Raw genomic sequence first — 19,997 nt, 5'->3', positions numbered from 1 at the left:
GCGGCACCTTTACAGCACTTCGGGCGCCAGCGACACGATCTTCATGAAACGCTCGGTACGCAGTTCACGCGTAACGGGTCCGAAGATGCGAGTGCCGATGGGCTCGAGCTTGGCGTTGAGCAACACGGCGGCATTGCCACCGAAACGGATCAGCGAACCGTCCTTGCGACGGACGCCCTTGGCGGTACGAACCACCACGGCGTTGTAGATTTCGCCCTTTTTCACGCGACCGCGGGGGGCCGCATCCTTGACGCTCACTTTGATGACGTCGCCGATGCCGGCATAGCGGCGCTTGGAGCCGCCGAGCACCTTGATGCACATAACCGAGCGCGCACCGGTGTTGTCGGCCACGTCCAACGTGGTCTGCATTTGAATCATGGTTTACCCTGTTCCAACTTAACCCGAAATGCCCGGCGCGAGCGCCAAACCTTCCGATCAGTTTTGGTCCCGTCAGGCGGCAATGCGACTTGCGCACCCTGGGTTGAAATTCTGAAGCGGACACCGCAAGAACGCGGTGCCAGGCCAGTTACTACCCACCCCGGACTCCCGCCCCCCGCCACGCGCACGGCTGGCAAAAAGGCACGAACCCATAGGTAAGCCTGCCATCATACCCGGCAAGCAACCACTTAGCAAGCCTTTTGTCGGGATATCCCCCACACCCCCGCCCCTCTCAGCCACCGCCTTCCGCATTCTCCCGCGGCGGGGTCCGTTCGGCGTATCGCAGGTCGACGCTGGCCTGCAGGAAATCCAGCACCGCCCGGGTGCGGGGCGGCAGCCGGCCAGGCTTGCCCATGTAGATGGCATGGATGGGTTCGAGGTCGCCCGTATTGCAGGACTCCAGCACGGGCACCAGGCGGCCGGCCCGCAGGTCGTCCCAGGCGTGGTAGACCGACAGGCGGGCCAGCCCGGCGCCGTCCAGGGCCAGCCGGCGCATCACCTCGCCGTCGTTGACCCGGACGATCTCGCCGATCTCGACCTCGATCCGCCGCCCGTCCACCTCGAAAGGCCAGCGCGGCACCTCGCGCCGGTAGTTCCAGCCCAGGCGCAGATGGGTGCGCAGGTCGTCGGGATGCCGGGGGACGCCGTGGGCGGCAAGATAGCCCGGACTGCCGACGACGACCTGGCGGGTGCGGCCCAGGAGCCGCGCCACCACGTCCGAGGCGGGCAGCCGCCCCCAGCGGATCGCGATGTCGACCCCCGCTTCCAGCAGGTCCACGACCTGGTCGGTGAAGCTCAGGTCCAGCCGCAGCCCGGGATGCGCCGCCAGCAACCGCGGAATCAGCGGCCCCAGCAGGGTCTGCCCGGTCGACGTGCTGGCGGTGATCCGCACCAGCCCGCGGGGTTCGGCCTGCCCCGCCACCGAGGTTTCCAGTTCGTCCAGGTCGGCCAGCACGCGCTTGCCCTGCTCATAGTATTGGGTGCCTTCGGCCGTCAGCAGCACCCGCCGGGTGCTGCGTTGCAGGAGCTGCACGCCCAGCCGTGCCTCCAGCCGGGACATGACCTTGCTCACGGCCGAGGGCGAGACCCCCAGCCGGCGCGCCGCCGCCGACAGGCTGCCGCGTTCGGCCACCAGCACGAAGGTCTCCAGCTCTCCCGACCGATTGGCCTCCCCAGGGGCCGGCTCGGCGCGGTTGCGGACGGCCTTGTCGGATGTCGGCACAGCTTTTCCTTATAGGAACAAATGTCATTCCATTATTCCATCTACACAAAGATCACGCCCACCCCCACAGTGTCGCTGTCGAACGAAATCCGCATACAGGACGCAACCATGCCGCTCTCTTTAATGGCGCTAGCCGCCGGTGCCTTCGGCATCGGCACCACGGAATTCATCATCATGGGCCTGCTGACCCAGGTCAGCACGGACCTGGGCATCTCCCTTCCCACGGCGGGCACGCTGATCTCGGGCTACGCGATCGGCGTCGCCGTGGGCGCGCCCGTGCTGACGCTGCTGACGCGGACCTGGCCCCGCAAGCGGCTGCTGCTGTCGCTGATGCTCATCTTCATCGCCGGCAACGTCGCGGCCGCGGCGGCGCCCGGCTATGGGTGGCTGATGGCCGCCCGCATGCTGACCTCGCTCACGCACGGCACCTTCTTCGGCGTGGGCGCCGTGGTCGCGACCGGCCTGGTTCCGGCCCACAAGCGGGCCTCGGCCATCGCGCTGATGTTCTCGGGCCTGACGCTGGCCACCCTGCTGGGCGTTCCCGCCGGCGCCTGGATCGGCCAGCACTTCGGCTGGCGCTCGGCCTTCGTCGCGGTGGCCGTGGTGGGCCTGGCCGCCTACGCCATCCTGGCCCTGTTCGTCCCGCGCGATCAGGGCCGTCCGCAGCCCTCGCCGCTGGGCCAGGAACTGGCCGTGCTGGGCCGCGTCCAGGTCTGGGCGGGCCTGGGCATCACCGTGTTCGGCTTTGCCGGCGTGTTCGCGCTCTATACCTATATCGAGCCGCTGCTCAAGCAGGTCACCGGCATGAGCGACAACCTGGTCGCGGTCACGCTGCTGCTGTTCGGCGCGGGCCTGGCCGCCGGCAATCTGCTGGGCGGACGCATGGCCGATCGCGGCGTCATGCGGGCGCTGCTGCTGACCACCGCCGGACTGATGGCGGCGCTGGCGCTCGGCCCCTGGGCCTTCGGCCAGCCCCTGATGGCCATGGCCTACACCATCGTGCTGGGCACCGTGGCCTTCGCCACCGTCGCCCCGATGCAGATGCGGGTGCTGCAGCAGGCCGGCCCCGCCGGCGCCACGCTGGTCTCCAGCCTGAACATCGCCGCCTTCAACCTGGGCAATGCCCTGGGTGCCTGGGTGGGCGGCCTGACCCTGTCGGGCCTGGGCCTGGTGTCCGTGGGCTGGGCCGGCGCCGCGCTCACGGGCGTGGGCCTGCTGCTGGCGCTGTGGAGCGGCCGGATGTCGGTCTCGGCGCCGGCCCTCGGCCAGCCGCAGCAGTGCGCCTGAAGCATGCCCGTCAAGGATGCCGCGACAGCACGGTCAGGACGGGCCGCTCGCCGTCCGCCTTGCCGGTGATGGGCGGCCGGGGCAGCCGGGCCTCGCCGGGCTCGATCACGAAGTGGTGGTCCATCGAATACCACCTGCCCCGCAGTTCGGGGTCGGGCGCGGGCTCGGCGGCGCTGTCGTGCAGTACGTATCGCCCCACCAGCGCCTGCGTGACGCCGAACTGCACGTCGGTCTCCAGGTTGGGATCGTCGCTGGAATAGACCTGCGAGAACTGGGTCTTGAAGCCGGGCTTGTGGATCATGAAGTGGATGTGGGCCGGGCGCATGTTGTGCCGGCCCTGGGCCTGGATCAGCTCGCCCACGGGCCCGGTCACCGGGATCGGATAGCCGGCGGGCTTGATGCTGCGGAACGCGATGCGGCCGTCGCCGTCGGTGGTGAACTTGCCGCGCAGGTTCATGTCGCCCTGCGATGGGTCCTGGTTCTCGTAGAAGCCCTCGGTCGAACTGTGCCAGACGTCGACCTCGGCGCCCTGGACCGGCCGGCCCTCGCGGTCGCGCACCCAGGCCTGGACGAATACCGGATCGCCCGGTGTGGGGGACCGCACGATGGAGCCGCCGTTGGGCGTCTGCGGCGAGCCCATGCGCCAGAACGGCCCCATCAGATTGGCGGTGGTCTCGGTCTGTCCGTTGTCGCCGTTGTTGAGCAGGCAGACCAGCGAAGACAGCCCCAGCGAACCGGCGGCCAGCACCACCTCGTTGTGCGAGGCGGTGGTCGCCTGCCCCAGCCGCGCGATCACGCCGCACAGCTGGTGGAACTCCGCCTCGGTCAGCCGCGCCTCGCGCGCGAAGGCATGCAGATGGCGGATACCCGCCGACAGGATTTCGCGGAAACGCGCATCGGGCGCGCGGGCGGCCTCGGCCAGCACCGCGCGGGTGACGTCTTCCTGGTTCTTGATGATCATGGTGGGTCCGTCGGGAAACTCGGCTTGCGGACCCTCCAGATTACCGCGCCGGCAGCTGATAGCTCCAGGTCTCGGTCAGCGCGCGCTTGCCCTCGACCAGCGCGGCCCGCATCTCGACCGGCCGTTTCGGATCCTTGACCTTGACCCGCAGCGTCAGGCGCCAGCCCTGGATGGCGGGGTTGCGCTGCAGGACGTTTTCCATCAGCTCGGCGTTGTCGCCCACGCTGACTTCGGCCCCCACCGGGGCGTCGGGCGAGAGCCGCGCCAGCACCGGCCCCTCGAAGTCGACGATCAGGGCCGTGCTGCCGTCCAGGTGGCGGATCAGGTTGGCCTGGCGGATCTCGCCGTCGGTACGCAGGGTCTGCTTGACCCAGCCCACGTCCTTCTTGATCAGCGCGGGCTCGTCCATCGTCCAGTGGATGCGGTAATCGTGGCGCATGGGCTGGCCCTTGGGCGGCAGCACGTCGGGCGTCCAGAACGCGACGATGTTGTCATTGGTCTCGTCCGCCGTCGGGATCTCGACCAGCTCCACCTTGCCCGGCCCCCAGTTCCCCTTGGGCTCTATCCAGGCGCTGGGGCGCAGGTCGTAGCGGTCGGCCAGGTCCTCGTAGCGCGAGAACTCGTGCCCCCGCTGCAGCAGGCCGAAGCCCTTGGGATCGGCCACCTGGAAGGAACTGACCGACAGCGTGGGCGGGTTGTTCAGGGGGCGCCACAGCCACTCGCCGCTGCCGGTGTGGATAGCCAGGCCGTTGGAGTCGTGCAGCGCCGGACGGAAGTTGTTGCCCCGCACGCCCTGGTTCGGGCCGTACAGGAACATGCTGGTCAGCGGCGCGACGCCCAGCTTGTTGATCTGGCCGCGCAGGAACACGCGCGACTCGACATCCAGCACGGCATCCTCGCCCGGACGCAGCACGAAGCGATAGGCGCCGGTGGCGCGCGGCGAATCCATCAGGGCGTAGATCACCAGGAAGCGGTCCTGGGGCTTGGGCCGCTCGATCCAGAACTCGCGAAAGCGCGGGAACTCCTCGGCCATGCCGTCCTTCCACGCGGTGTCCAGCGCCAGTCCGCGCGCCGACAGGCCGTACACCTGGCCCTTGCCGATCACGCGGAAATAGCTCGCGCCCAGCATGCTCATGATCTCGTCGTGCACGCCGTCGCGATTGATGGGATAGAGCACGCGAAAGCCCGCGTAGCCCAGGTTGCGCGTCGTGTCCGCATCGAAGGACATGCCGCCGAAATCGAACTTGGCGGGGTCGTACTTGATCTCGTGGACCTGGCCGTCGACCACCTCGTTGATGCCGACCGGTGTGGAGAAATGCATGCCCTGGTGGTAGAACGCCAGCCTGAACGGCGTGTCGCGGTCGTGCCACTCGAACTGGTCGCGGCGCGGCTGGATGCGCAGATAGTCGGCGAACTGCATCTTGCTGAAGGCCGGCGGCAGGTTGCTGACCGGTGCCTGGTAGGCCCGGTCGGCGAGCGTCCTGGCGCGCGCCGTCACGTCGTCGAGCGAAAAGGCGTGTGCCGCGGCCGCGCCCAGCAAGGACAACAAGACCGTGGCGATCCCGAGCGAGACAGGCGCGAACCTGTTGCGCGCGAAGGTGGCTACGTCTGCAAAACCCACTAGTTTCTCCCTGGAACGATGTGGTCGATGAAACCCCGAGTCGGGTTACGACCGCCACGAGGCCTGATGATTCCTTGATCCCGGCAGCCCGGACGGACGCGGTTGTAACAAGCCGTCTGGCGCGTCACCGCCCGCGCTCCGCCGCCACGCGGCGCGGGCGAAACGGAAAGTATCACAGCCAGGCGCCGCGCCAGGGCGCGCGGGCGCAGAATCGCGCCGTGCACCCGTACAATCGGACGACCCCGCCCCATGGAGGACGACCACTTGGCGCCAAGCTCTTCCCACCGATTCCGCCTTCCCCGCAATCTTTCCCTCGCCCGCCCCACCGCCGGCGCCGCAGGCAGGTCGATGGCAAGACGGCTAGCCCTGGGCCTGTGCGGCTTCCTGCTCGCCTGCGGCGCCCACGCCGCGGCCAATCCGGCGCTGCTGAACGACAAGGAGGCCTTCATCGCCGACCTGATGTCGCAGATGACGCTGGACGAGAAGATCGGCCAACTGCGCCTGATCAGCATAGGCCCCGACATGCCGCGCGAGAAGATCGCCAAGGAAATCGCCGCCGGCCGCATCGGCGGCACGTTCAATTCGGTGGTCCACGTCGACAACCGCATGATGCAGGATGCCGCGGCCAGGAACAGCCGGCTCCGGATCCCGCTGTTTTTCGCCTACGACGTCGTGCACGGCCACCGGACCATCTTCCCCATCGGCCTGGGCCTGGCGTCGAGCTGGGACATGGACGGCATCGAACGCGCCGCGCGCGTGTCCGCCATCGAGGCCGCCGCCGACAGCCTGGACATGACTTTCGCGCCCATGGTGGACATCTCGCGCGATCCGCGCTGGGGCCGCACCTCGGAAGGTTTCGGCGAAGACCCCTACCTCGTCTCGCGCATCGCGCGGGCCACCGTCAAGGGCTACCAGGGCCCATCGCCGGCGCGCGCCGACAGCATCATGGCCAGCGTCAAGCACTTCGCGCTGTACGGCGCGGTCGAAGGCGGCCGCGACTACAACGTGGTCGACATGAGCCCGCTGCGCATGTACCAGGACTACCTGCCCCCCTACCGCGCGGCCATCGACGCCGGCGCCGGCGGCGTGATGGTGGCGCTGAACTCCATCAACGGCATCCCCGCCAGCGCCAACACCTGGCTGCTGCAGGACCTGCTGCGCAAGGATTGGGGCTTTCGCGGCATCGCCATCAGCGACCACGGCGCCATCACCGAACTGGTCCGCCATGGCGTGGCGCGCGACGACCGCGAAGCCGCGCGGCTAGCAATCAAGGCGGGCGTGGACATGAGCATGGCCGATACGCTGTATCTCCAGGAACTGCCGGGCCTGGTGAAGTCGGGCGAGGTCACCGTGGCCGAGATCGACCGCTCGGTGCGCAACGTGCTGGGCGCCAAGTACGACATGGGCCTGTTCCACGATCCCTACCTGCGCATCGGCGCCGCGGCCGACGATCCGCCCGATCTTTATGCCGAAAGCCGCATGCACCGCGCCGACGCGCGCGAGGTGGCGCGCAAGTCGCTGGTCCTGCTGGAGAACCGCAACCGGACGCTGCCCCTGGCCAGGACGGCCACCGTCGCGCTGGTGGGCCCGCTGGCCGATTCGCCGCTGGACATGATGGGCAGCTGGTCGGCGGCCGGCAAGAGCGAGTCGTCGGTCACGCTGCGGCGAGGCATGGAAGAAGCGATGCGCGGCCAGGGCCGCCTGCTGTACGCGCGCGGAGCCAACGTCACCGACGATGCGCGCATGGTCGACTACCTGAACTTCCTGAACTGGGACCACAAGGAAGTCTTCCAGGACCCGCGGCCGCCCGCCGACATGATCGCCGAGGCCGCCCGCATCGCCCGGCAAGCCGACGTCATCGTCGCCGCGGTGGGCGAATCGCGCGGCATGTCGCACGAATCGTCCAGCCGCACCCGCCTGGACATCCCCACCAGCCAGCGCGCGCTGCTGCATGCGCTCAAGGCCACGGGCAAGCCGCTGGTGCTGGTGCTGATGAACGGCCGGCCGCTGGACCTGCAATGGGAAAGCGCCAACGCCGACGCCCTGCTCGAGACCTGGTACAGCGGCTCCGAGGGCGGCCACGCCATCGCCGACGTCGTGTTCGGCGACTACAACCCGGCCGGCAAGCTGCCCATCTCCTTCCCCCGCTCGATCGGCCAGATCCCGACCTACTACAACCATCCCCGCGTGGGCCGGCCCTTCGTCGAAGGCAAGCCGGGCAACTACACCTCGCAGTACTTCGAGGAAAAGAACGGACCGCTCTACCCGTTCGGGTACGGCCTGAGCTACACCGATTTCAGCCTGTCGGACGTCGTGCTGGACGGCGCCACGATGGCCCGGGGCGGCAAGCTCGGAGCCCAGGTCAACCTGAAGAACACCGGCACGCGGCGCGGCGAGACGGTGGTGCAGCTATACATCCACGACGCGGCCGCCTCGGTCGTGCGGCCGGTGAAGGAACTGCGGGATTTCCAGCGCGTCGCGCTGGACCCGGGCGAGATGCGCACCGTGCGCTTCGAGATCGACGAGGACGACCTGAAGTTCTACGATGCCCGCCTCCAGTACGTCGCGGAACCCGGAGACTTCGAGGTCCAGATCGGACTGGACTCCCAGGACGTCAAGCGCGCAGGCTTCGCGCTGCGCTGACGCAGGCGAGCCGCCCCGCCGGGCGGCCGCCCGCTAGTCGGGCTTGATCTGGTGGGCGTCGATGACCTGCTTCCACTTGGCGCGTTCCTTGGCCGCGTAGGCGCCGAAGGCATCGCCCGACAGTGCCAGCGGCGCGCCCCCCAAGGCCTTGATGCGCTCATCCACCTCCGGATCCTTCAGCGCCGCGGCGACGGCGGCGGCCAGCCGGTCCACCACGGGGCCCGGCGTCGCGGCCGGCGCAAACAGGCCGAACCAGCCGGTGGCCTCGAAACCCGCGATGCCGCTCTCGGCCACCGTGGGCACGTCGGGCACCAGGCTGCTGCGCGCGGCGCCCGTGACCGCCAGGGGCTTGAGCCGGCCGCCCTGGATCATGGGCAGCAAGGTGTTGATGTCGCCCGACATGAACTGCACCACGCCGCTGGCGACGTCGTTCATCGCCGGCGAAGCGCCCTTGTAGGGAATGTGGACCATCTCCACCTTGGCCATCGTCTTGAGCAGCTCTCCCACCAGATGGTTGGTCGTGCCCGTGCCGGGTGAGGCGAAGTTGATGGCCCCGGGCTTGCGCCGGGCCAGCTCCACCAGCCCCTTCACGTCATTGGCCGGCAGGTTGCGGTTCGCCACCAGCATGAACGGCACCGCGGCCACCGCTGCCACCGGGCGCAGGTCGCGCGCGGGGTCGTAGGGAAGCTTGGGATCCAGGCTGGGACTGATGGCGATGGGGCCATTGCTGCCCAGCAAGAGGGTATAGCCGTCGGCCGGTGCCCGCACCACGGCCAGCGACCCCAGCGCCCCAGCCGCGCCCGGCCGGTTCTCGACGATGACCGGCTGTCCCAGCTGCTTGCCGAGCGACTGCGCCACCGCGCGGGCCACGGCATCCGTGCCGCCCGCCGGCGCGAACGGCACCACCAGCTTGACCGGGGCCGAGGGAAAAGGCTGAGCAAGCGCCATGGACCACGGCGCCGCCAGCAGCAGCGGCGCAAGAATACGCAAGCGATGCATGAAAGTCTCCTGTTCTTGTCCTGGGACGGCCCACGCGGCCGTCCCGATGGTCGCGGTCAGTCGTAGCGCTTGCGGAACAAGGGGCGCAGTTCGGAAATGGGCGCCTTGGACACGATCAGCTCCCGCATCTGGTCCTCGGCGCCGCCGACCTTCTCGGCTTCGTCGATCAACGGTTCGATGAACTGGGCCGGCACCACGCAGATGCCCGAATCGTCGGCCACGATCAGGTCGCCCGGATAGACCACGACGTCGTGCACGCGCACCGGTCCGTTGATCTCCATGGCCTCCATCCTGAACTTGCCGGTGATGGGCGTCACGCCCGCGGCCCATACCGGGTAGTCGATCTCGCGGATGGCCGGCAGGTCGCGCACCGCGCCGTTGACGATCGCGCCCGCGAACCCGTGAGTCTTGGCCACCAGCGCCGATTGCCCGCCCATGTTCGAGACGTTCAGATCACCGCCGAAGTCGGCCACCAGCACGTCGCCCGGCTCGGACAGGTAGTAGATCTCGCGCGTGGACATTTTGATGGGCTCCTTGTCCAGGTAGCCCTGAGTGGGCGTCTTGCGCTCGGGCATGGAGCGCAGGGTGACGGCGTGGCCCACGATCTTCCTGCCGCTTTGCAGCGGTTTGATGTGCGAGGCGGCCACCACGCCGCTTACCCCGAAGCCGTCCAGCAGGTCGGACACGGTGGTGGTCAGGTCCGGCAGCGCCAGGTAACGCTCCACGACCGCCCGCGAGACGCGCGGAAATTTGATGCGGGTGATGCGCTCGACCGGCACCTGGCCCCAGATCCGGCCCTGGCTCCGGTATTCCTCGTAGTCCTTCAGCACTTCCTCTCGGCTCATGACGCTTCCTTTCGTCGGATAATTTTTTCGCATATTAAGAGAAATAAATTTTTCCGTCAAAAAGAGAATTATTTATTTTCCCGAAATTACAGAGAAGTGCCATGTTGTGCGATCATAGGAAAGTGCCGATTCCGCCCTTGCCGATGCCTGCCCGTTCCCCCACTTCCGTCTTGCCCCCTTCCACCCCGGCCGATGCCACCGCCCCGCCGGCCACCGGCGAAAGCGCGGTGGGCCGCCTGTTGAACATCCTCGATCTCTTCACGGCCGACAACCTGCAGGTTCAGGTAGACGAAGTGGCCGCCCGGCTGGGCGTGGGGCGCTCCACGTGCTACCGGTATCTTCAGGAACTGAGCGACCGCGGACTGCTGGCGCAGCGGGGCAAGGGCCGCTATTCGCTGGGCTCGCGCATCGTCGAGCTCGAAAGGCTGCTGCAGCAATCTGACCCGCTGCTGAACGCCGGCAAGTCGGTCATGGCCGGCATGGCGGACATCTGCGACAACCGGGCGCTGCTGCTCTGCACCCTGTACAACGACCGCGTGCTGTGCACCCACCAGGTGGGCTCCAGCCATATCACCTACGAGGGCGAGCGCATGCCGCTCTATCGTGGCCGTGGGTCCGCCTTTCCCTTGTTCCAGGGCGCGGGTTCTCAAGCCATCCTGGCCAATCTGGCGCCCCACCAGATCCGCGCCTTGTATCTGGCCAAGCAAGCCGAGATCGCCGAATCGGGATTGGGCCAGGACTGGCAGGAATTCCGCGGTGCCCTGGCAACCATCCGCAAGCAGGGTTACGTGGCCACGGTGGGCAGGCGCAATCCCCGCATCCTGGCGCTGGCCGTCCCGGTGCGCCATGCCGACGGCCAGGTAATGGGCAGCTTGCTGCTGCTGTCCGCCCATACCGAAGCCGAACGCGCCCAGGCGCTGGCGCTCGTGCCCCGCTTGCAAGCCGATGCGGCGCGCATAGGCGAACTCGAACAACGCCTGTCCAACGGCGACGCGCCCCCGCCGGCCAGCTGAGCCATCCGAGCTCCAAAACAAAAAAGCCGCGGAGTTGCCTCCACGGCTTTTTTTCGCCGGGCATCTTGCGATGCCCGTCTAGCCTGCGCGGATCAGATGATGCGTGCGGCTTCGACCAGACGGACCACCGACCAGGCCTTGGTCTTGGAAACCGGACGGGTTTCCGAGATCTCGACCAGATCACCGGTCTTGTACTGGTTGGTTTCGTCGTGAGCGTGGTACTTGGCGGACCGGACGACGATCTTGCCGTACAGCGGGTGCTTGACCCGCCGCTCGACCATCACGGTTACCGTCTTGTTCATCTTGTCGCTGACCACACGACCGGTCAGCGTACGCTTCAGCTTGGTTTCGCTCATGATTACTTCCCGGCTTTCTCGCGCAGCACGGTACGGACGCGCGCGATGTCGCGACGCACCTTGCCGAGCTGGCTGGTGTTGGAAAGCTGCTGGGTAGCCAGTTGCATACGCAGACTGAACTGAGCCCTAAGCAGACCCTCGAGCTCCTTGCCGAGCTCGCCGGCGTCTTTCGAACGGAGTTCGCTTGCCTTCATTGCTATCTCCTTACGTTCCGAGATGACGCGTCACGAAGACGGTCGAGATCGGAAGCTTGGCAGCCGCCAGGCGGAACGCCTCGCGCGCCAGTTCTTCGTTGACGCCTTCCATTTCATACAGCACCTTGCCGGGCTGGATCTCGGCGACCCAGTACTCCGGGTTGCCCTTGCCGTTACCCATCCGGACTTCGGCGGGCTTTTGCGAGATCGGCTTGTCCGGGAAGACGCGGATCCAGATACGGCCGCCACGCTTGATGTGGCGGGTGATGGCACGACGGGCCGACTCGATCTGGCGAGCGGTCAGGCGACCACGACCCGTGGCCTTCAGACCGAATTCGCCGAACGAAACGTTGGCGCCGCGCGTAGCCAGGCCGGTATTGCGGCCCTTTTGTTCCTTGCGGTATTTCCTGCGCGATGGCTGCAGCATGCTTATACTCCGTCTTTGGCAGGCGCGGCCGCATCAGCAGCAGCAGCCGGCTTGCGCGGCGCACGCCGGGCACCGCCCTCGGGCGCGGCAGCAGCTGCTGCCTCGCCTTCGGGCCGGCGGCCGCCGCGACCACGACCGGCGCCGGGGCGATTGCCCGGACGGTCGTTACGCGGGCCGCGGCGCGGCTTGCGCTCTTCGTCCTTGGTTGCTTCAGGGGCGGCGGCCAGCTCGGCCGAGCCCAGCGTGTCGCCCTTGTAGACCCACACCTTGATACCGATCAGACCATAGGTCGTACCGGCTTCGGACGTGCCGTAGTCGATGTTGGCGCGCAGGGTGTGCAGCGGCACACGGCCTTCGCGATACCATTCCGTACGGGCGATCTCGATACCGTTCAGGCGACCGGCGCTCATGATCTTGATGCCCTGGGCACCCAGGCGCATGGCGTTCTGCATGGCGCGCTTCATCGCCCGGCGGAACATGATGCGCTTTTCGAGCTGCTGGGCGATCGAATCGGCGATCAGCTGGGCGTCGACTTCCGGCTTGCGGATTTCTTCGATGTTGACGTGCACGGGCACGCCCATCAGACGCTGCAGATCGGCCTTCAGGATCTCGATGTCCTCGCCCTTCTTGCCGATCACGACACCCGGACGAGCCGAGTAGACCGTGACGCGCGCGTTCTTGGCAGGACGCTCGATGATCACGCGACCCACCGAAGCGCCTTTCAGCTTCTTCTTCAGGTATTCGCGGACCTTGATGTCTTCCGCCAGCATGCCGGCGTAGGCGCTTCCGCTGGCGTACCAGCGGGAAGACCAGTTACGGCTGACCGAGAGACGGAACCCGGTCGGGTGAATTTTCTGTCCCATCGTGGCTCCTTAGCTGCCGACCTTGACCACGATGTGGCAGGTCTGCTTCTCGATCTTGACGCCTCGGCCCTTGGCGCGGGCGTCGAAACGCTTGAGCGACGCACCTTTGTCGACGTAGATGGTTTTCACCTTCAGCTCGTCGATATCGGCACCGTCGTTGTGCTCGGCATTCGCGATGGCGGATTCGACCGCCTTCTTGATGATGCCGGCGGACTTCTTGGGCGTGAACGTCAGAATGTTGATGGCCTGGGCCACCGACTTGCCGCGGATCATATCCGCGACCAGACGGGCCTTCTGGGCCGACACGCGTACGCCACGAACAATCGCAGTGGTTTCCATCGCGCTTACCTCTTGGCCTTCTTGTCCGCAGCGTGGCCCTTGAACGTACGGGTCAGCGCGAACTCGCCGAGTTTGTGACCGACCATGTTCTCGTTGACATACACGGGAACATGCTGGCGACCATTGTGAACCGCGATCGTCAGACCGATGAACTCGGGCAGGATCGTGGAACGACGCGACCAGGTCTTGATCGGGCGCTTGTCTTTTCCGGCCGTGGCCGACTCAACCTTCTTCAGAAGGTGCAGGTCGACAAACGGGCCTTTCTTAATCGAACGTGACATGGCTCGCCTCGCTTACTTCTTCTTGCGCCGCTGGACGATCATATTGCTCGTCCGCTTGTTGCGGCGGGTCTTGAAACCCTTGGACGGAGTGCCCCAGGGGCTGACCGGCTCACGGGCTTCGCCAGTACGGCCTTCACCACCACCGTGCGGGTGGTCGATCGGGTTCATGGCAACACCGCGAACGGTGGGGCGAATGCCGCGCCAACGGGTGGCACCGGCCTTGCCGATCTGGCGCAGGCCATGCTCTTCGTTGCTGACTTCGCCGATGGTCGCACGGCACTCGATGTGCACCTTGCGGACTTCGCCCGAACGCAGGCGAACCTGGGCGTAGGTACCTTCACGGGCCAGCAGCACGGCCGATCCACCCGCCGAGCGCACCATCTGGGCACCCTTGCCGGGGATCATTTCCACGCAGTGGATGGTGCTACCGACCGGGATGTTGCGGATCGGCAGGGTATTGCCAGCGCGGATGGGCGCTTCGCTACCAGACACCAGCGTGGCGCCGACTTCAAGACCGCGCGGGGCGATGATGTAGCGACGTTCGCCGTCGGCGTAGCACAACAGAGCGATGTGCGCCGTACGGTTGGGATCGTATTCGATGCGCTCGACCTTGGCCGGGATGCCGTCCTTGGTGCGCTTGAAATCGACCACACGGTAATGCTGCTTGTGACCACCGCCGCGATGACGCGTGGTGATATGGCCGTTGTTGTTGCGGCCGGCATTCTGCATCTGCTTTTCGAGCAGACTGTCGAGCGGGCGACCTTTGTGCAGGTGGGGGTGAACCACCTTCACCATCGCGCGGCGACCGGCGGAAGTCGGCTTCAGCTTGACGAGGGGCATTTACTTCACCTCCTGCGCAAAGTCGATTTCCTGACCCGGCTTCAGCGACACGTACGCCTTGCGCTCGTTGCGACGGCGACCGATGAAGCGGCCAAAGCGCTTGACTTTGCCCTTGGTATTGAGAACCTGCACGGACTCGACCTGCACCTTGAAGAGCAGTTCGACGGCAGCCTTGATTTCCGGCTTGGTGGCGTCTTGCAGGACGCGGAAAGCCACTTGCTGGTTCTTGTCGGCGATGAACGTGCTCTTTTCAGAGACGATCGGGGCCAGCAGAACCTGGAGCAGACGGTCGTTGCTCATCCCAGCATCTCCTCGAGCTGAGCGATCGCGGGCTTGGTGATCAACACTTTGTTGTAGTGGATCAGCGACAGCGGATCGGCATAACGGGACTCGACCACCGCCACGTGCGGCAGATTGCGCGTGGCCAGATAGAGGTTTTCGTCAACCGTATCGGTAATGATGAGGACCGAGTTCAAGCCCAGGCTCTTGAGCTTGTCGGCGGCCACCTTGGTCTTGGGCGAATCGACCACGAAGTTCTCGACGATCGCGATCCGGTCTTCGCGGGCCAGCTGCGACAAGATCGACCGCACACCGGCGCGGTACATCTTCTTGTTCACTTTCTGGCTGAAGTTTTCTTCAGGCGAATTCGGGAAAATGCGACCACCCCCACGCCACAGCGGCGACGAGGTCATACCGGCGCGAGCGCGGCCGGTACCCTTCTGGCGCCAGGGCTTCTTGGTGGAGTGCTTGACTTCCGTGCGATCCTTCTGGGCGCGGTTGCCGCTGCGGGCGTTGGCCTGGTAGGCGACAACGACCTGGTGCACCAGCGCTTCGTTGAATTCGCGGCCGAAGACCGTATCGGGGGCGCTGACGGTCGCAGCGACCTGGCCCTGGTCATTCAGGAGCTTGAGATCTGCCATGTTCAGGCTCCTTTCACAGCGGGACGAACGACGATGTTCGCGCCGGCATGGCCCGGGACGGCGCCACGGACCAGCAGCAGGCCGCGTTCGGCGTCCACGCGGATCACGTCGAGGTTCTGCACGGTGCGGGTGACGTCGCCGTAGTGGCCGGCCATCTTCTTGCCCGGAAACACGCGGCCCGGATCCTGCGCCATACCAATGGAGCCGGCCGAGTTGTGCGACACCGAGTTACCGTGCGAAGCGCGGTTCGACGAGAAATTGTGACGCTTGATCGCGCCCGAGAAGCCCTTACCGATGGTCGTGCCCGTCACGTCGACCTTCTGGCCGACCGTGAAGACCGATTCCACGGTGATGACTGCGCCCGGAGCGAACTCGGCCGCTTTGGCCGGATCAAGGCGGAATTCTTTGAGCACGCTGCCCGCTTCGGCACCCGCTTTCGCGAAGTGGCCGGTTAGGGGCTTGGTGACGCGCGAAGCACGGCGCGTACCGAACGTGACCTGAACGGCGGCATAACCGTCCGTTTGCGGGGATTTGACCTGGGTCACACGGTTGTTCGACACGTCCAGCACGGTCACGGGGATGGATTCGCCATCGTCCGTGAAAATGCGGGTCATGCCAACCTTGCGACCCACCAGGCCGAGCCGGAATGCGGCTGGCGTGGAGGCCGTCGATTGGGTCGACATCGTTTTCTCCATTCCCGACTACGATTGGCCGGGGCTAAAAATGGCGTCACACCGAGGTGCGGCGCCGGACAGCAACGCCAGAGGCGCTGCGCCAACATTGATGCGATGAGGATTGCTGGCAGCACGATCCGGGAAAAATGCCGGGGAAACCCCCGCCGGAATAAATACGTGCCAAAAGCCCATGGGGTTTACCCACGGGCTAGCCGGCTAGTATAGCCTGCGCCCGGCAGCCTTTTCAAGCCCCGGGCGCAAATACCACGTCACTGCAAAGCGATTTCCACATCCACGCCAGCCGGCAGGTCCAGGCGCATCAGCGCGTCCACGGTCTTGTCGGTGGGATCCACGATGTCCATCAGGCGCTGATGGGTGCGGATCTCGAACTGGTCGCGCGACGTCTTGTTGACGTGCGGCGAACGCAGCAGATCGTAGCGGCGGATACGGGTCGGCAGGGGAACCGGACCACGGACCACGGCACCCGTGCGCTTGGCGGTTTCGACGATCTCGGCGGCCGACTGGTCGATGAGCTTGTAATCGAACGCCTTGAGGCGGATGCGAATCTTCTGCTTTTTCATGAAATATCCTAAAGAGCGATGTTGGACCCCCCCTACGCGCTTACGCGCGCCCCCCAGGGGGGCGACGCTGGCGGACCGGCAGAGCCGGATCCGCGGCGTCCTGGGTGGGGCCGTTTTTTTAAGGGAGACCCTTAAAATCAAGCAATAATTTTAGCGACCACGCCGGCGCCGACGGTACGACCGCCTTCACGGATGGCGAAGCGCAGGCCTTCTTCCATGGCGATGGGAGCCAGCAGCTTGACCGTGATCGACACGTTGTCGCCCGGCAGCACCATTTCCTTGTCCTTGGGCAGCTCGATCGTGCCCGTCACGTCCGTCGTGCGGAAGTAGAACTGGGGACGATAGCCGTTGAAGAACGGCGTGTGACGGCCGCCTTCTTCCTTCGACAGCACGTACACCTCGGCCGAGAACTCCGTGTGCGGCGTGATCGAACCGGGCTTGGCCAGAACCTGGCCCCGCTCGACGTCTTCACGCTTGGTGCCGCGCAGCAGAATACCGACGTTGTCGCCCGCCTGGCCCTGATCCAGCAGCTTGCGGAACATTTCCACGCCCGTGCACGTCGTCTTGACCGTGTCCTTGATACCGACGATTTCGATTTCCTCGCCGACCTTGACGATGCCCCGCTCGATACGACCCGTCACCACCGTGCCGCGGCCCGAGATCGAGAACACGTCTTCCACCGGCATCAGGAACGCACCGTCGACCGCCCGCTCGGGCGTCGGAATGTACGAGTCCAGCGCTGCCGCCAGTTGCAGAATGGCCGGCTCGCCCAGCTCGCCCTTGTCGCCTTCCAGCGCCAGACGGGCCGAACCCTTCACGATCGGCGTATCGTCGCCCGGGAAGTCGTACTTCGAGAGCAGCTCGCGAACTTCCATTTCCACCAGTTCCAGCAGCTCGGCGTCGTCAACCAGGTCCGCCTTGTTCAGGAACACGATGATGTACGGCACGCCAACCTGGCGCGACAGCAGGATGTGCTCGCGCGTCTGCGGCATCGGGCCGTCAGCGGCCGACACCACCAGGATCGCGCCGTCCATCTGCGCCGCACCCGTGATCATGTTCTTCACGTAGTCCGCGTGGCCCGGGCAATCAACGTGCGCGTAGTGCCGCGTCTGCGTCTCGTATTCCACGTGCGCCGTGTTGATCGTGATACCACGCGCCTTCTCTTCCGGCGCCGCGTCGATCTGGTCGTACGCCTTCGCCTCGCCGCCGAACTGCTTCGACAGCACCGTCGTGATCGCCGCCGTCAGCGTCGTCTTGCCGTGGTCAACGTGACCGATCGTGCCCACGTTCACGTGCGGCTTGGTACGCTCAAACTTGCCTTTTGCCATGTTCTCTCTTCCTGCAGTTTGCCTGGAGATTTAACGATTACTTGCCTGTCGCCAATTACTTGGCGCGGGCGCTGATGATTGCGTCGGCGACGTTCTTCGGCGCTTCCGCGTAGTGCTTGAATTCCATCGTGTACGTCGCACGACCCTGGGTCGCGGAACGCAGCGCGGTGGAATAACCGAACATCTCGGCCAGGGGAACCTCGGCCTTGATGACCTTGCCGCCGCCGACCATGTCGTCCATGCCCTGGACCATGCCGCGCCGCGAGGACAGATCGCCCATCACGGTACCGGCGTAGTCTTCCGGCGTCTCGACTTCCACGGCCATCATGGGCTCGAGCAGCACGGGGTTGGCCTTGCGCATGCCGTCCTTGAAGGCCATCGAGGCGGCCATCTTGAACGCGTTTTCGTTCGAGTCCACGTCGTGGTACGAACCGAAGAACAGCGTGACCTTGACGTCCACCACCGGATAACCGGCCATCACGCCCGCCTGCAGGGTGTCGATACAACCCTTTTCCACGGCCGGGATGAATTCACGGGGCACCACGCCGCCCTTGATCGCGTCGACGAACTCGAAGCCCTTGCCGGCTTCCTGCGGCTCGACCTTCAGCACCACGTGGCCGTACTGGCCGCGACCGCCCGACTGCTTGACGAACTTGCCTTCGGATTCTTCGCAGACCTTGCGTATGGTTTCGCGGTAGGCCACCTGGGGCTTGCCGACGTTGGCGTCCACGCCGAATTCGCGCTTCATGCGGTCGACCAGGATTTCCAGGTGGAGCTCGCCCATGCCGGCAATGATGGTCTGGCCCGATTCTTCATCGGTACGCACGCGGAACGACGGATCCTCGGCGGCCAGGCGGTTCAGGGCGATGCCCATCTTTTCCTGGTCGGCCTTGGTCTTGGGTTCGACGGCCTGCGCGATCACGGGCTCGGGGAACTCCATCTTTTCCAGCGTGACGATCGATTCCGGATCGCACAGCGTTTCGCCGGTCGTGACGTCCTTCAGGCCCACGGCCGCGGCGATGTCGCCCGCCAGCACTTCCTTGATTTCTTCACGCTGGTTGGCGTGCATCTGCAGAATACGGCCGACGCGCTCTTTCTTGCCCTTGATCGCGTTGTAGACGGTGTCGCCGGAGTTCAGCACGCCCGAGTACACGCGGATGAAGGTCAACTGGCCGACGAACGGATCCGTCATCAGCTTGAACGCCAGCGCCGAAAACTTTTCCTTGTCGTCGGCCTTGCGGACCACCGGCTGGTCGTTCTCGTCGGTACCGTCGACCGGGGGGATGTCGACCGGCGAGGGCAGGTAGTCGATGACCGCGTCCAGCATGGCCTGCACGCCCTTGTTCTTGAAGGCGGTGCCGCACAGCATGGGCTGGATCTCGCCGGCGATGGTGCGCTGGCGGATGGCGGACTTGATCTCGGCTTCCGACAGTTCACCGGATTCCAGGTACTTGTTCATCAGCTCTTCGGACGACTCGGCAGCCGCCTCGACCAGCTTCTCGTGCCATTCGCTGCAGGTATCGGCCAGCTCGGCGGGGATGTCGCCGTATTCGAACTTGGTGCCCTGGCTGGCGTCATCCCACAGGATGGCCTTCATCTTGACCAGGTCGACCACGCCCTTGAACGAGTCTTCGGCGCCGATCGGCACTTGCAGCGGGATCGGGTTGGCCTTCAGGCGCAGACGCATCTGCTCGTAGACCTTGAAGAAGTTCGCGCCGGTACGGTCCATCTTGTTGACGAACGCGAGACGGGGCACGCCGTACTTGTTGGCCTGGCGCCAGACGGTTTCCGACTGGGGCTGCACGCCGCCCACGGCGCAATACACCATGCAGGCGCCGTCGAGCACGCGCATGGAGCGCTCGACTTCAATCGTGAAGTCCACGTGCCCCGGGGTGTCGATGATGTTGAAGCGATGCTCGGGATAATTGCCCGCCATGCCCTTCCAGAAGCAGGTGGTGGCAGCCGAGGTGATCGTGATGCCGCGTTCCTGCTCCTGCTCCATCCAGTCCATCGTGGCGGCGCCGTCGTGCACTTCGCCAAGCTTGTGGTTGACGCCCGTATAGAACAGGATACGTTCGGTGGTAGTGGTCTTCCCTGCGTCGATGTGCGCAGAGATGCCGATGTTGCGGTAGCGCTCGATCGGGGTCTTGCGGGCCATGATCGGA

22 protein-coding genes are annotated in these 19,997 nt (G+C 65.8%); 3 read left to right on the top strand and 19 right to left on the bottom strand.

The genetic code is table 11. The annotated features are described in order from the left end of the window. Nucleotides 1-9: 9 nt before the first annotated feature. Complete coding sequence (gene rplN / locus EGT29_RS02985; protein ID WP_087780015.1) at nt 10-378, bottom strand: 50S ribosomal protein L14; 369 nt, start codon at nt 376-378, stop codon at nt 10-12. 292 nt (nt 379-670) lie between these two features. Next, entirely contained in the window at nt 671-1,660 is a 990-nt protein-coding gene (locus EGT29_RS02980) for a LysR family transcriptional regulator (protein ID WP_124687625.1), read from the bottom strand. A 108-nt stretch (nt 1,661-1,768) separates the two neighbouring features. Here EGT29_RS02980 and EGT29_RS02975 point away from each other — a divergent pair, with 108 nt between their 5' ends. Then, entirely contained in the window at nt 1,769-2,947 is a 1,179-nt protein-coding gene (locus EGT29_RS02975; RefSeq protein WP_124687624.1) for an MFS transporter, read from the top strand. A gap of 10 nt (nt 2,948-2,957) precedes the next feature. Here the strand turns inward: EGT29_RS02975 and EGT29_RS02970 are convergent, their stop codons facing one another. Together EGT29_RS02970 and EGT29_RS02965 are read right to left on the bottom strand one after the other, a co-directional pair. Beyond that, complete coding sequence (locus tag EGT29_RS02970; protein ID WP_124687623.1) at nt 2,958-3,908, bottom strand: dioxygenase; 951 nt, start codon at nt 3,906-3,908, stop codon at nt 2,958-2,960. Between the two features lie 40 nt (nt 3,909-3,948). After that, nucleotides 3,949-5,469 carry a glucan biosynthesis protein G gene (locus EGT29_RS02965; protein WP_124692193.1) on the bottom strand — a complete coding sequence of 507 codons (1,521 nt, stop codon included), beginning with the start codon at nt 5,467-5,469 and terminating at the stop codon, nt 3,949-3,951. A 408-nt stretch (nt 5,470-5,877) separates the two neighbouring features. Between EGT29_RS02965 and bglX the strand changes: the two genes are divergently transcribed. Then, the gene (bglX, locus tag EGT29_RS02960) at nt 5,878-8,172 is read left to right on the top strand and encodes a beta-glucosidase BglX (protein ID WP_124687622.1); all 2,295 of its coding nucleotides are present in this window, start codon (nt 5,878-5,880) and stop codon (nt 8,170-8,172) included. A 33-nt stretch (nt 8,173-8,205) separates the two neighbouring features. On the opposite strand, the gene EGT29_RS02955 is transcribed toward bglX, so the two are convergent. Further along, entirely contained in the window at nt 8,206-9,171 is a 966-nt protein-coding gene (locus EGT29_RS02955; protein WP_124687621.1) for a tripartite tricarboxylate transporter substrate binding protein, read from the bottom strand. 56 nt (nt 9,172-9,227) lie between these two features. Further along, the gene (locus tag EGT29_RS02950) at nt 9,228-10,016 is read right to left on the bottom strand and encodes an RraA family protein (protein WP_124687620.1); all 789 of its coding nucleotides are present in this window, start codon (nt 10,014-10,016) and stop codon (nt 9,228-9,230) included. 170 nt (nt 10,017-10,186) lie between these two features. Between EGT29_RS02950 and EGT29_RS02945 the strand changes: the two genes are divergently transcribed. After that, the gene (locus tag EGT29_RS02945) at nt 10,187-11,029 is read left to right on the top strand and encodes an IclR family transcriptional regulator (protein ID WP_161567675.1); all 843 of its coding nucleotides are present in this window, start codon (nt 10,187-10,189) and stop codon (nt 11,027-11,029) included. Nucleotides 11,030-11,121: 92 nt separating this feature from the next. On the opposite strand, the gene rpsQ is transcribed toward EGT29_RS02945, so the two are convergent. The 13 genes from rpsQ to fusA all read right to left on the bottom strand — a co-directional run bounded on the left by rpsQ (nt 11,122) and on the right by fusA (nt 19,990). Further along, complete coding sequence (gene rpsQ, locus EGT29_RS02940) at nt 11,122-11,385, bottom strand: 30S ribosomal protein S17 (protein WP_124687618.1); 264 nt, start codon at nt 11,383-11,385, stop codon at nt 11,122-11,124. A 2-nt stretch (nt 11,386-11,387) separates the two neighbouring features. Beyond that, a complete protein-coding gene (rpmC, locus tag EGT29_RS02935; protein ID WP_087838317.1) occupies nt 11,388-11,579 on the bottom strand; it encodes a 50S ribosomal protein L29 in 192 nt (63 codons plus the stop codon). Between the two features lie 10 nt (nt 11,580-11,589). Then, a complete protein-coding gene (gene rplP, locus EGT29_RS02930) occupies nt 11,590-12,006 on the bottom strand; it encodes a 50S ribosomal protein L16 (protein WP_087780002.1) in 417 nt (138 codons plus the stop codon). A gap of 2 nt (nt 12,007-12,008) precedes the next feature. Continuing rightward, nucleotides 12,009-12,869, bottom strand: coding sequence for a 30S ribosomal protein S3 (rpsC, locus tag EGT29_RS02925; RefSeq protein WP_124687617.1), 861 nt, complete (start codon nt 12,867-12,869; stop codon nt 12,009-12,011). Between the two features lie 9 nt (nt 12,870-12,878). After that, nucleotides 12,879-13,208: a 50S ribosomal protein L22 gene (rplV, locus tag EGT29_RS02920; protein WP_087838319.1), complete on the bottom strand. Its 330-nt coding sequence runs from the start codon at nt 13,206-13,208 to the stop codon at nt 12,879-12,881. A 5-nt stretch (nt 13,209-13,213) separates the two neighbouring features. Then, entirely contained in the window at nt 13,214-13,489 is a 276-nt protein-coding gene (rpsS, locus tag EGT29_RS02915; RefSeq protein ID WP_087838320.1) for a 30S ribosomal protein S19, read from the bottom strand. A 12-nt stretch (nt 13,490-13,501) separates the two neighbouring features. Next, nucleotides 13,502-14,329: a 50S ribosomal protein L2 gene (gene rplB / locus EGT29_RS02910; protein ID WP_124687616.1), complete on the bottom strand. Its 828-nt coding sequence runs from the start codon at nt 14,327-14,329 to the stop codon at nt 13,502-13,504. Beyond that, nucleotides 14,330-14,629 (bottom strand): 50S ribosomal protein L23, encoded by a 300-nt coding sequence (gene rplW, locus EGT29_RS02905; protein ID WP_087779997.1) that lies wholly within the window; start codon nt 14,627-14,629, stop codon nt 14,330-14,332. Next, nucleotides 14,626-15,249: a 50S ribosomal protein L4 gene (gene rplD, locus EGT29_RS02900; protein WP_087838322.1), complete on the bottom strand. Its 624-nt coding sequence runs from the start codon at nt 15,247-15,249 to the stop codon at nt 14,626-14,628. Before rplD ends, rplW begins: the two co-directional genes overlap by 4 nt. 2 nt (nt 15,250-15,251) lie before the next feature. Beyond that, a complete protein-coding gene (rplC, locus tag EGT29_RS02895) occupies nt 15,252-15,944 on the bottom strand; it encodes a 50S ribosomal protein L3 (RefSeq protein WP_087838323.1) in 693 nt (230 codons plus the stop codon). Nucleotides 15,945-16,192: 248 nt separating this feature from the next. Next, the gene (rpsJ, locus tag EGT29_RS02890) at nt 16,193-16,504 is read right to left on the bottom strand and encodes a 30S ribosomal protein S10 (protein ID WP_087779994.1); all 312 of its coding nucleotides are present in this window, start codon (nt 16,502-16,504) and stop codon (nt 16,193-16,195) included. A gap of 137 nt (nt 16,505-16,641) precedes the next feature. Continuing rightward, nucleotides 16,642-17,832, bottom strand: coding sequence for an elongation factor Tu (gene tuf, locus EGT29_RS02885; RefSeq protein ID WP_124687615.1), 1,191 nt, complete (start codon nt 17,830-17,832; stop codon nt 16,642-16,644). 55 nt (nt 17,833-17,887) lie between these two features. Continuing rightward, nucleotides 17,888-19,990 (bottom strand): elongation factor G, encoded by a 2,103-nt coding sequence (fusA, locus tag EGT29_RS02880; protein WP_124687614.1) that lies wholly within the window; start codon nt 19,988-19,990, stop codon nt 17,888-17,890. Nucleotides 19,991-19,997: the final 7 nt, after the last annotated feature.

This window comes from Pigmentiphaga sp. H8, assembly GCF_003854895.1.
Taxonomy (GTDB): Bacteria; Pseudomonadota; Gammaproteobacteria; order Burkholderiales; family Burkholderiaceae_B; genus Pigmentiphaga.
The sequence above is the reverse complement of the archived record's forward strand: the minus strand, read 5'-3'. Positions and strand labels throughout refer to the sequence as shown.

Coding starts and splice junctions, on each gene's coding strand:
- rplN (WP_087780015.1), bottom strand. CDS start 378: ATGATTCAAATGCAGACCACGTTGGACGTGGCCGACAACACCGGTGCG.
- EGT29_RS02975 (WP_124687624.1), top strand. CDS start 1,769: ATGCCGCTCTCTTTAATGGCGCTAGCCGCCGGTGCCTTCGGCATCGGC.
- EGT29_RS02970 (WP_124687623.1), bottom strand. CDS start 3,908: ATGATCATCAAGAACCAGGAAGACGTCACCCGCGCGGTGCTGGCCGAG.
- bglX (WP_124687622.1), top strand. CDS start 5,878: ATGGCAAGACGGCTAGCCCTGGGCCTGTGCGGCTTCCTGCTCGCCTGC.
- EGT29_RS02955 (WP_124687621.1), bottom strand. CDS start 9,171: ATGCATCGCTTGCGTATTCTTGCGCCGCTGCTGCTGGCGGCGCCGTGG.
- EGT29_RS02950 (WP_124687620.1), bottom strand. CDS start 10,016: ATGAGCCGAGAGGAAGTGCTGAAGGACTACGAGGAATACCGGAGCCAG.
- rpsQ (WP_124687618.1), bottom strand. CDS start 11,385: ATGAGCGAAACCAAGCTGAAGCGTACGCTGACCGGTCGTGTGGTCAGC.
- rpmC (WP_087838317.1), bottom strand. CDS start 11,579: ATGAAGGCAAGCGAACTCCGTTCGAAAGACGCCGGCGAGCTCGGCAAG.
- rplP (WP_087780002.1), bottom strand. CDS start 12,006: ATGCTGCAGCCATCGCGCAGGAAATACCGCAAGGAACAAAAGGGCCGC.
- rpsC (WP_124687617.1), bottom strand. CDS start 12,869: ATGGGACAGAAAATTCACCCGACCGGGTTCCGTCTCTCGGTCAGCCGT.
- rplV (WP_087838319.1), bottom strand. CDS start 13,208: ATGGAAACCACTGCGATTGTTCGTGGCGTACGCGTGTCGGCCCAGAAG.
- rpsS (WP_087838320.1), bottom strand. CDS start 13,489: ATGTCACGTTCGATTAAGAAAGGCCCGTTTGTCGACCTGCACCTTCTG.
- rplB (WP_124687616.1), bottom strand. CDS start 14,329: ATGCCCCTCGTCAAGCTGAAGCCGACTTCCGCCGGTCGCCGCGCGATG.
- rplW (WP_087779997.1), bottom strand. CDS start 14,629: ATGAGCAACGACCGTCTGCTCCAGGTTCTGCTGGCCCCGATCGTCTCT.
- rplD (WP_087838322.1), bottom strand. CDS start 15,249: ATGGCAGATCTCAAGCTCCTGAATGACCAGGGCCAGGTCGCTGCGACC.
- rplC (WP_087838323.1), bottom strand. CDS start 15,944: ATGGAGAAAACGATGTCGACCCAATCGACGGCCTCCACGCCAGCCGCA.
- rpsJ (WP_087779994.1), bottom strand. CDS start 16,504: ATGAAAAAGCAGAAGATTCGCATCCGCCTCAAGGCGTTCGATTACAAG.
- tuf (WP_124687615.1), bottom strand. CDS start 17,832: ATGGCAAAAGGCAAGTTTGAGCGTACCAAGCCGCACGTGAACGTGGGC.
- fusA (WP_124687614.1), bottom strand. CDS start 19,990: ATGGCCCGCAAGACCCCGATCGAGCGCTACCGCAACATCGGCATCTCT.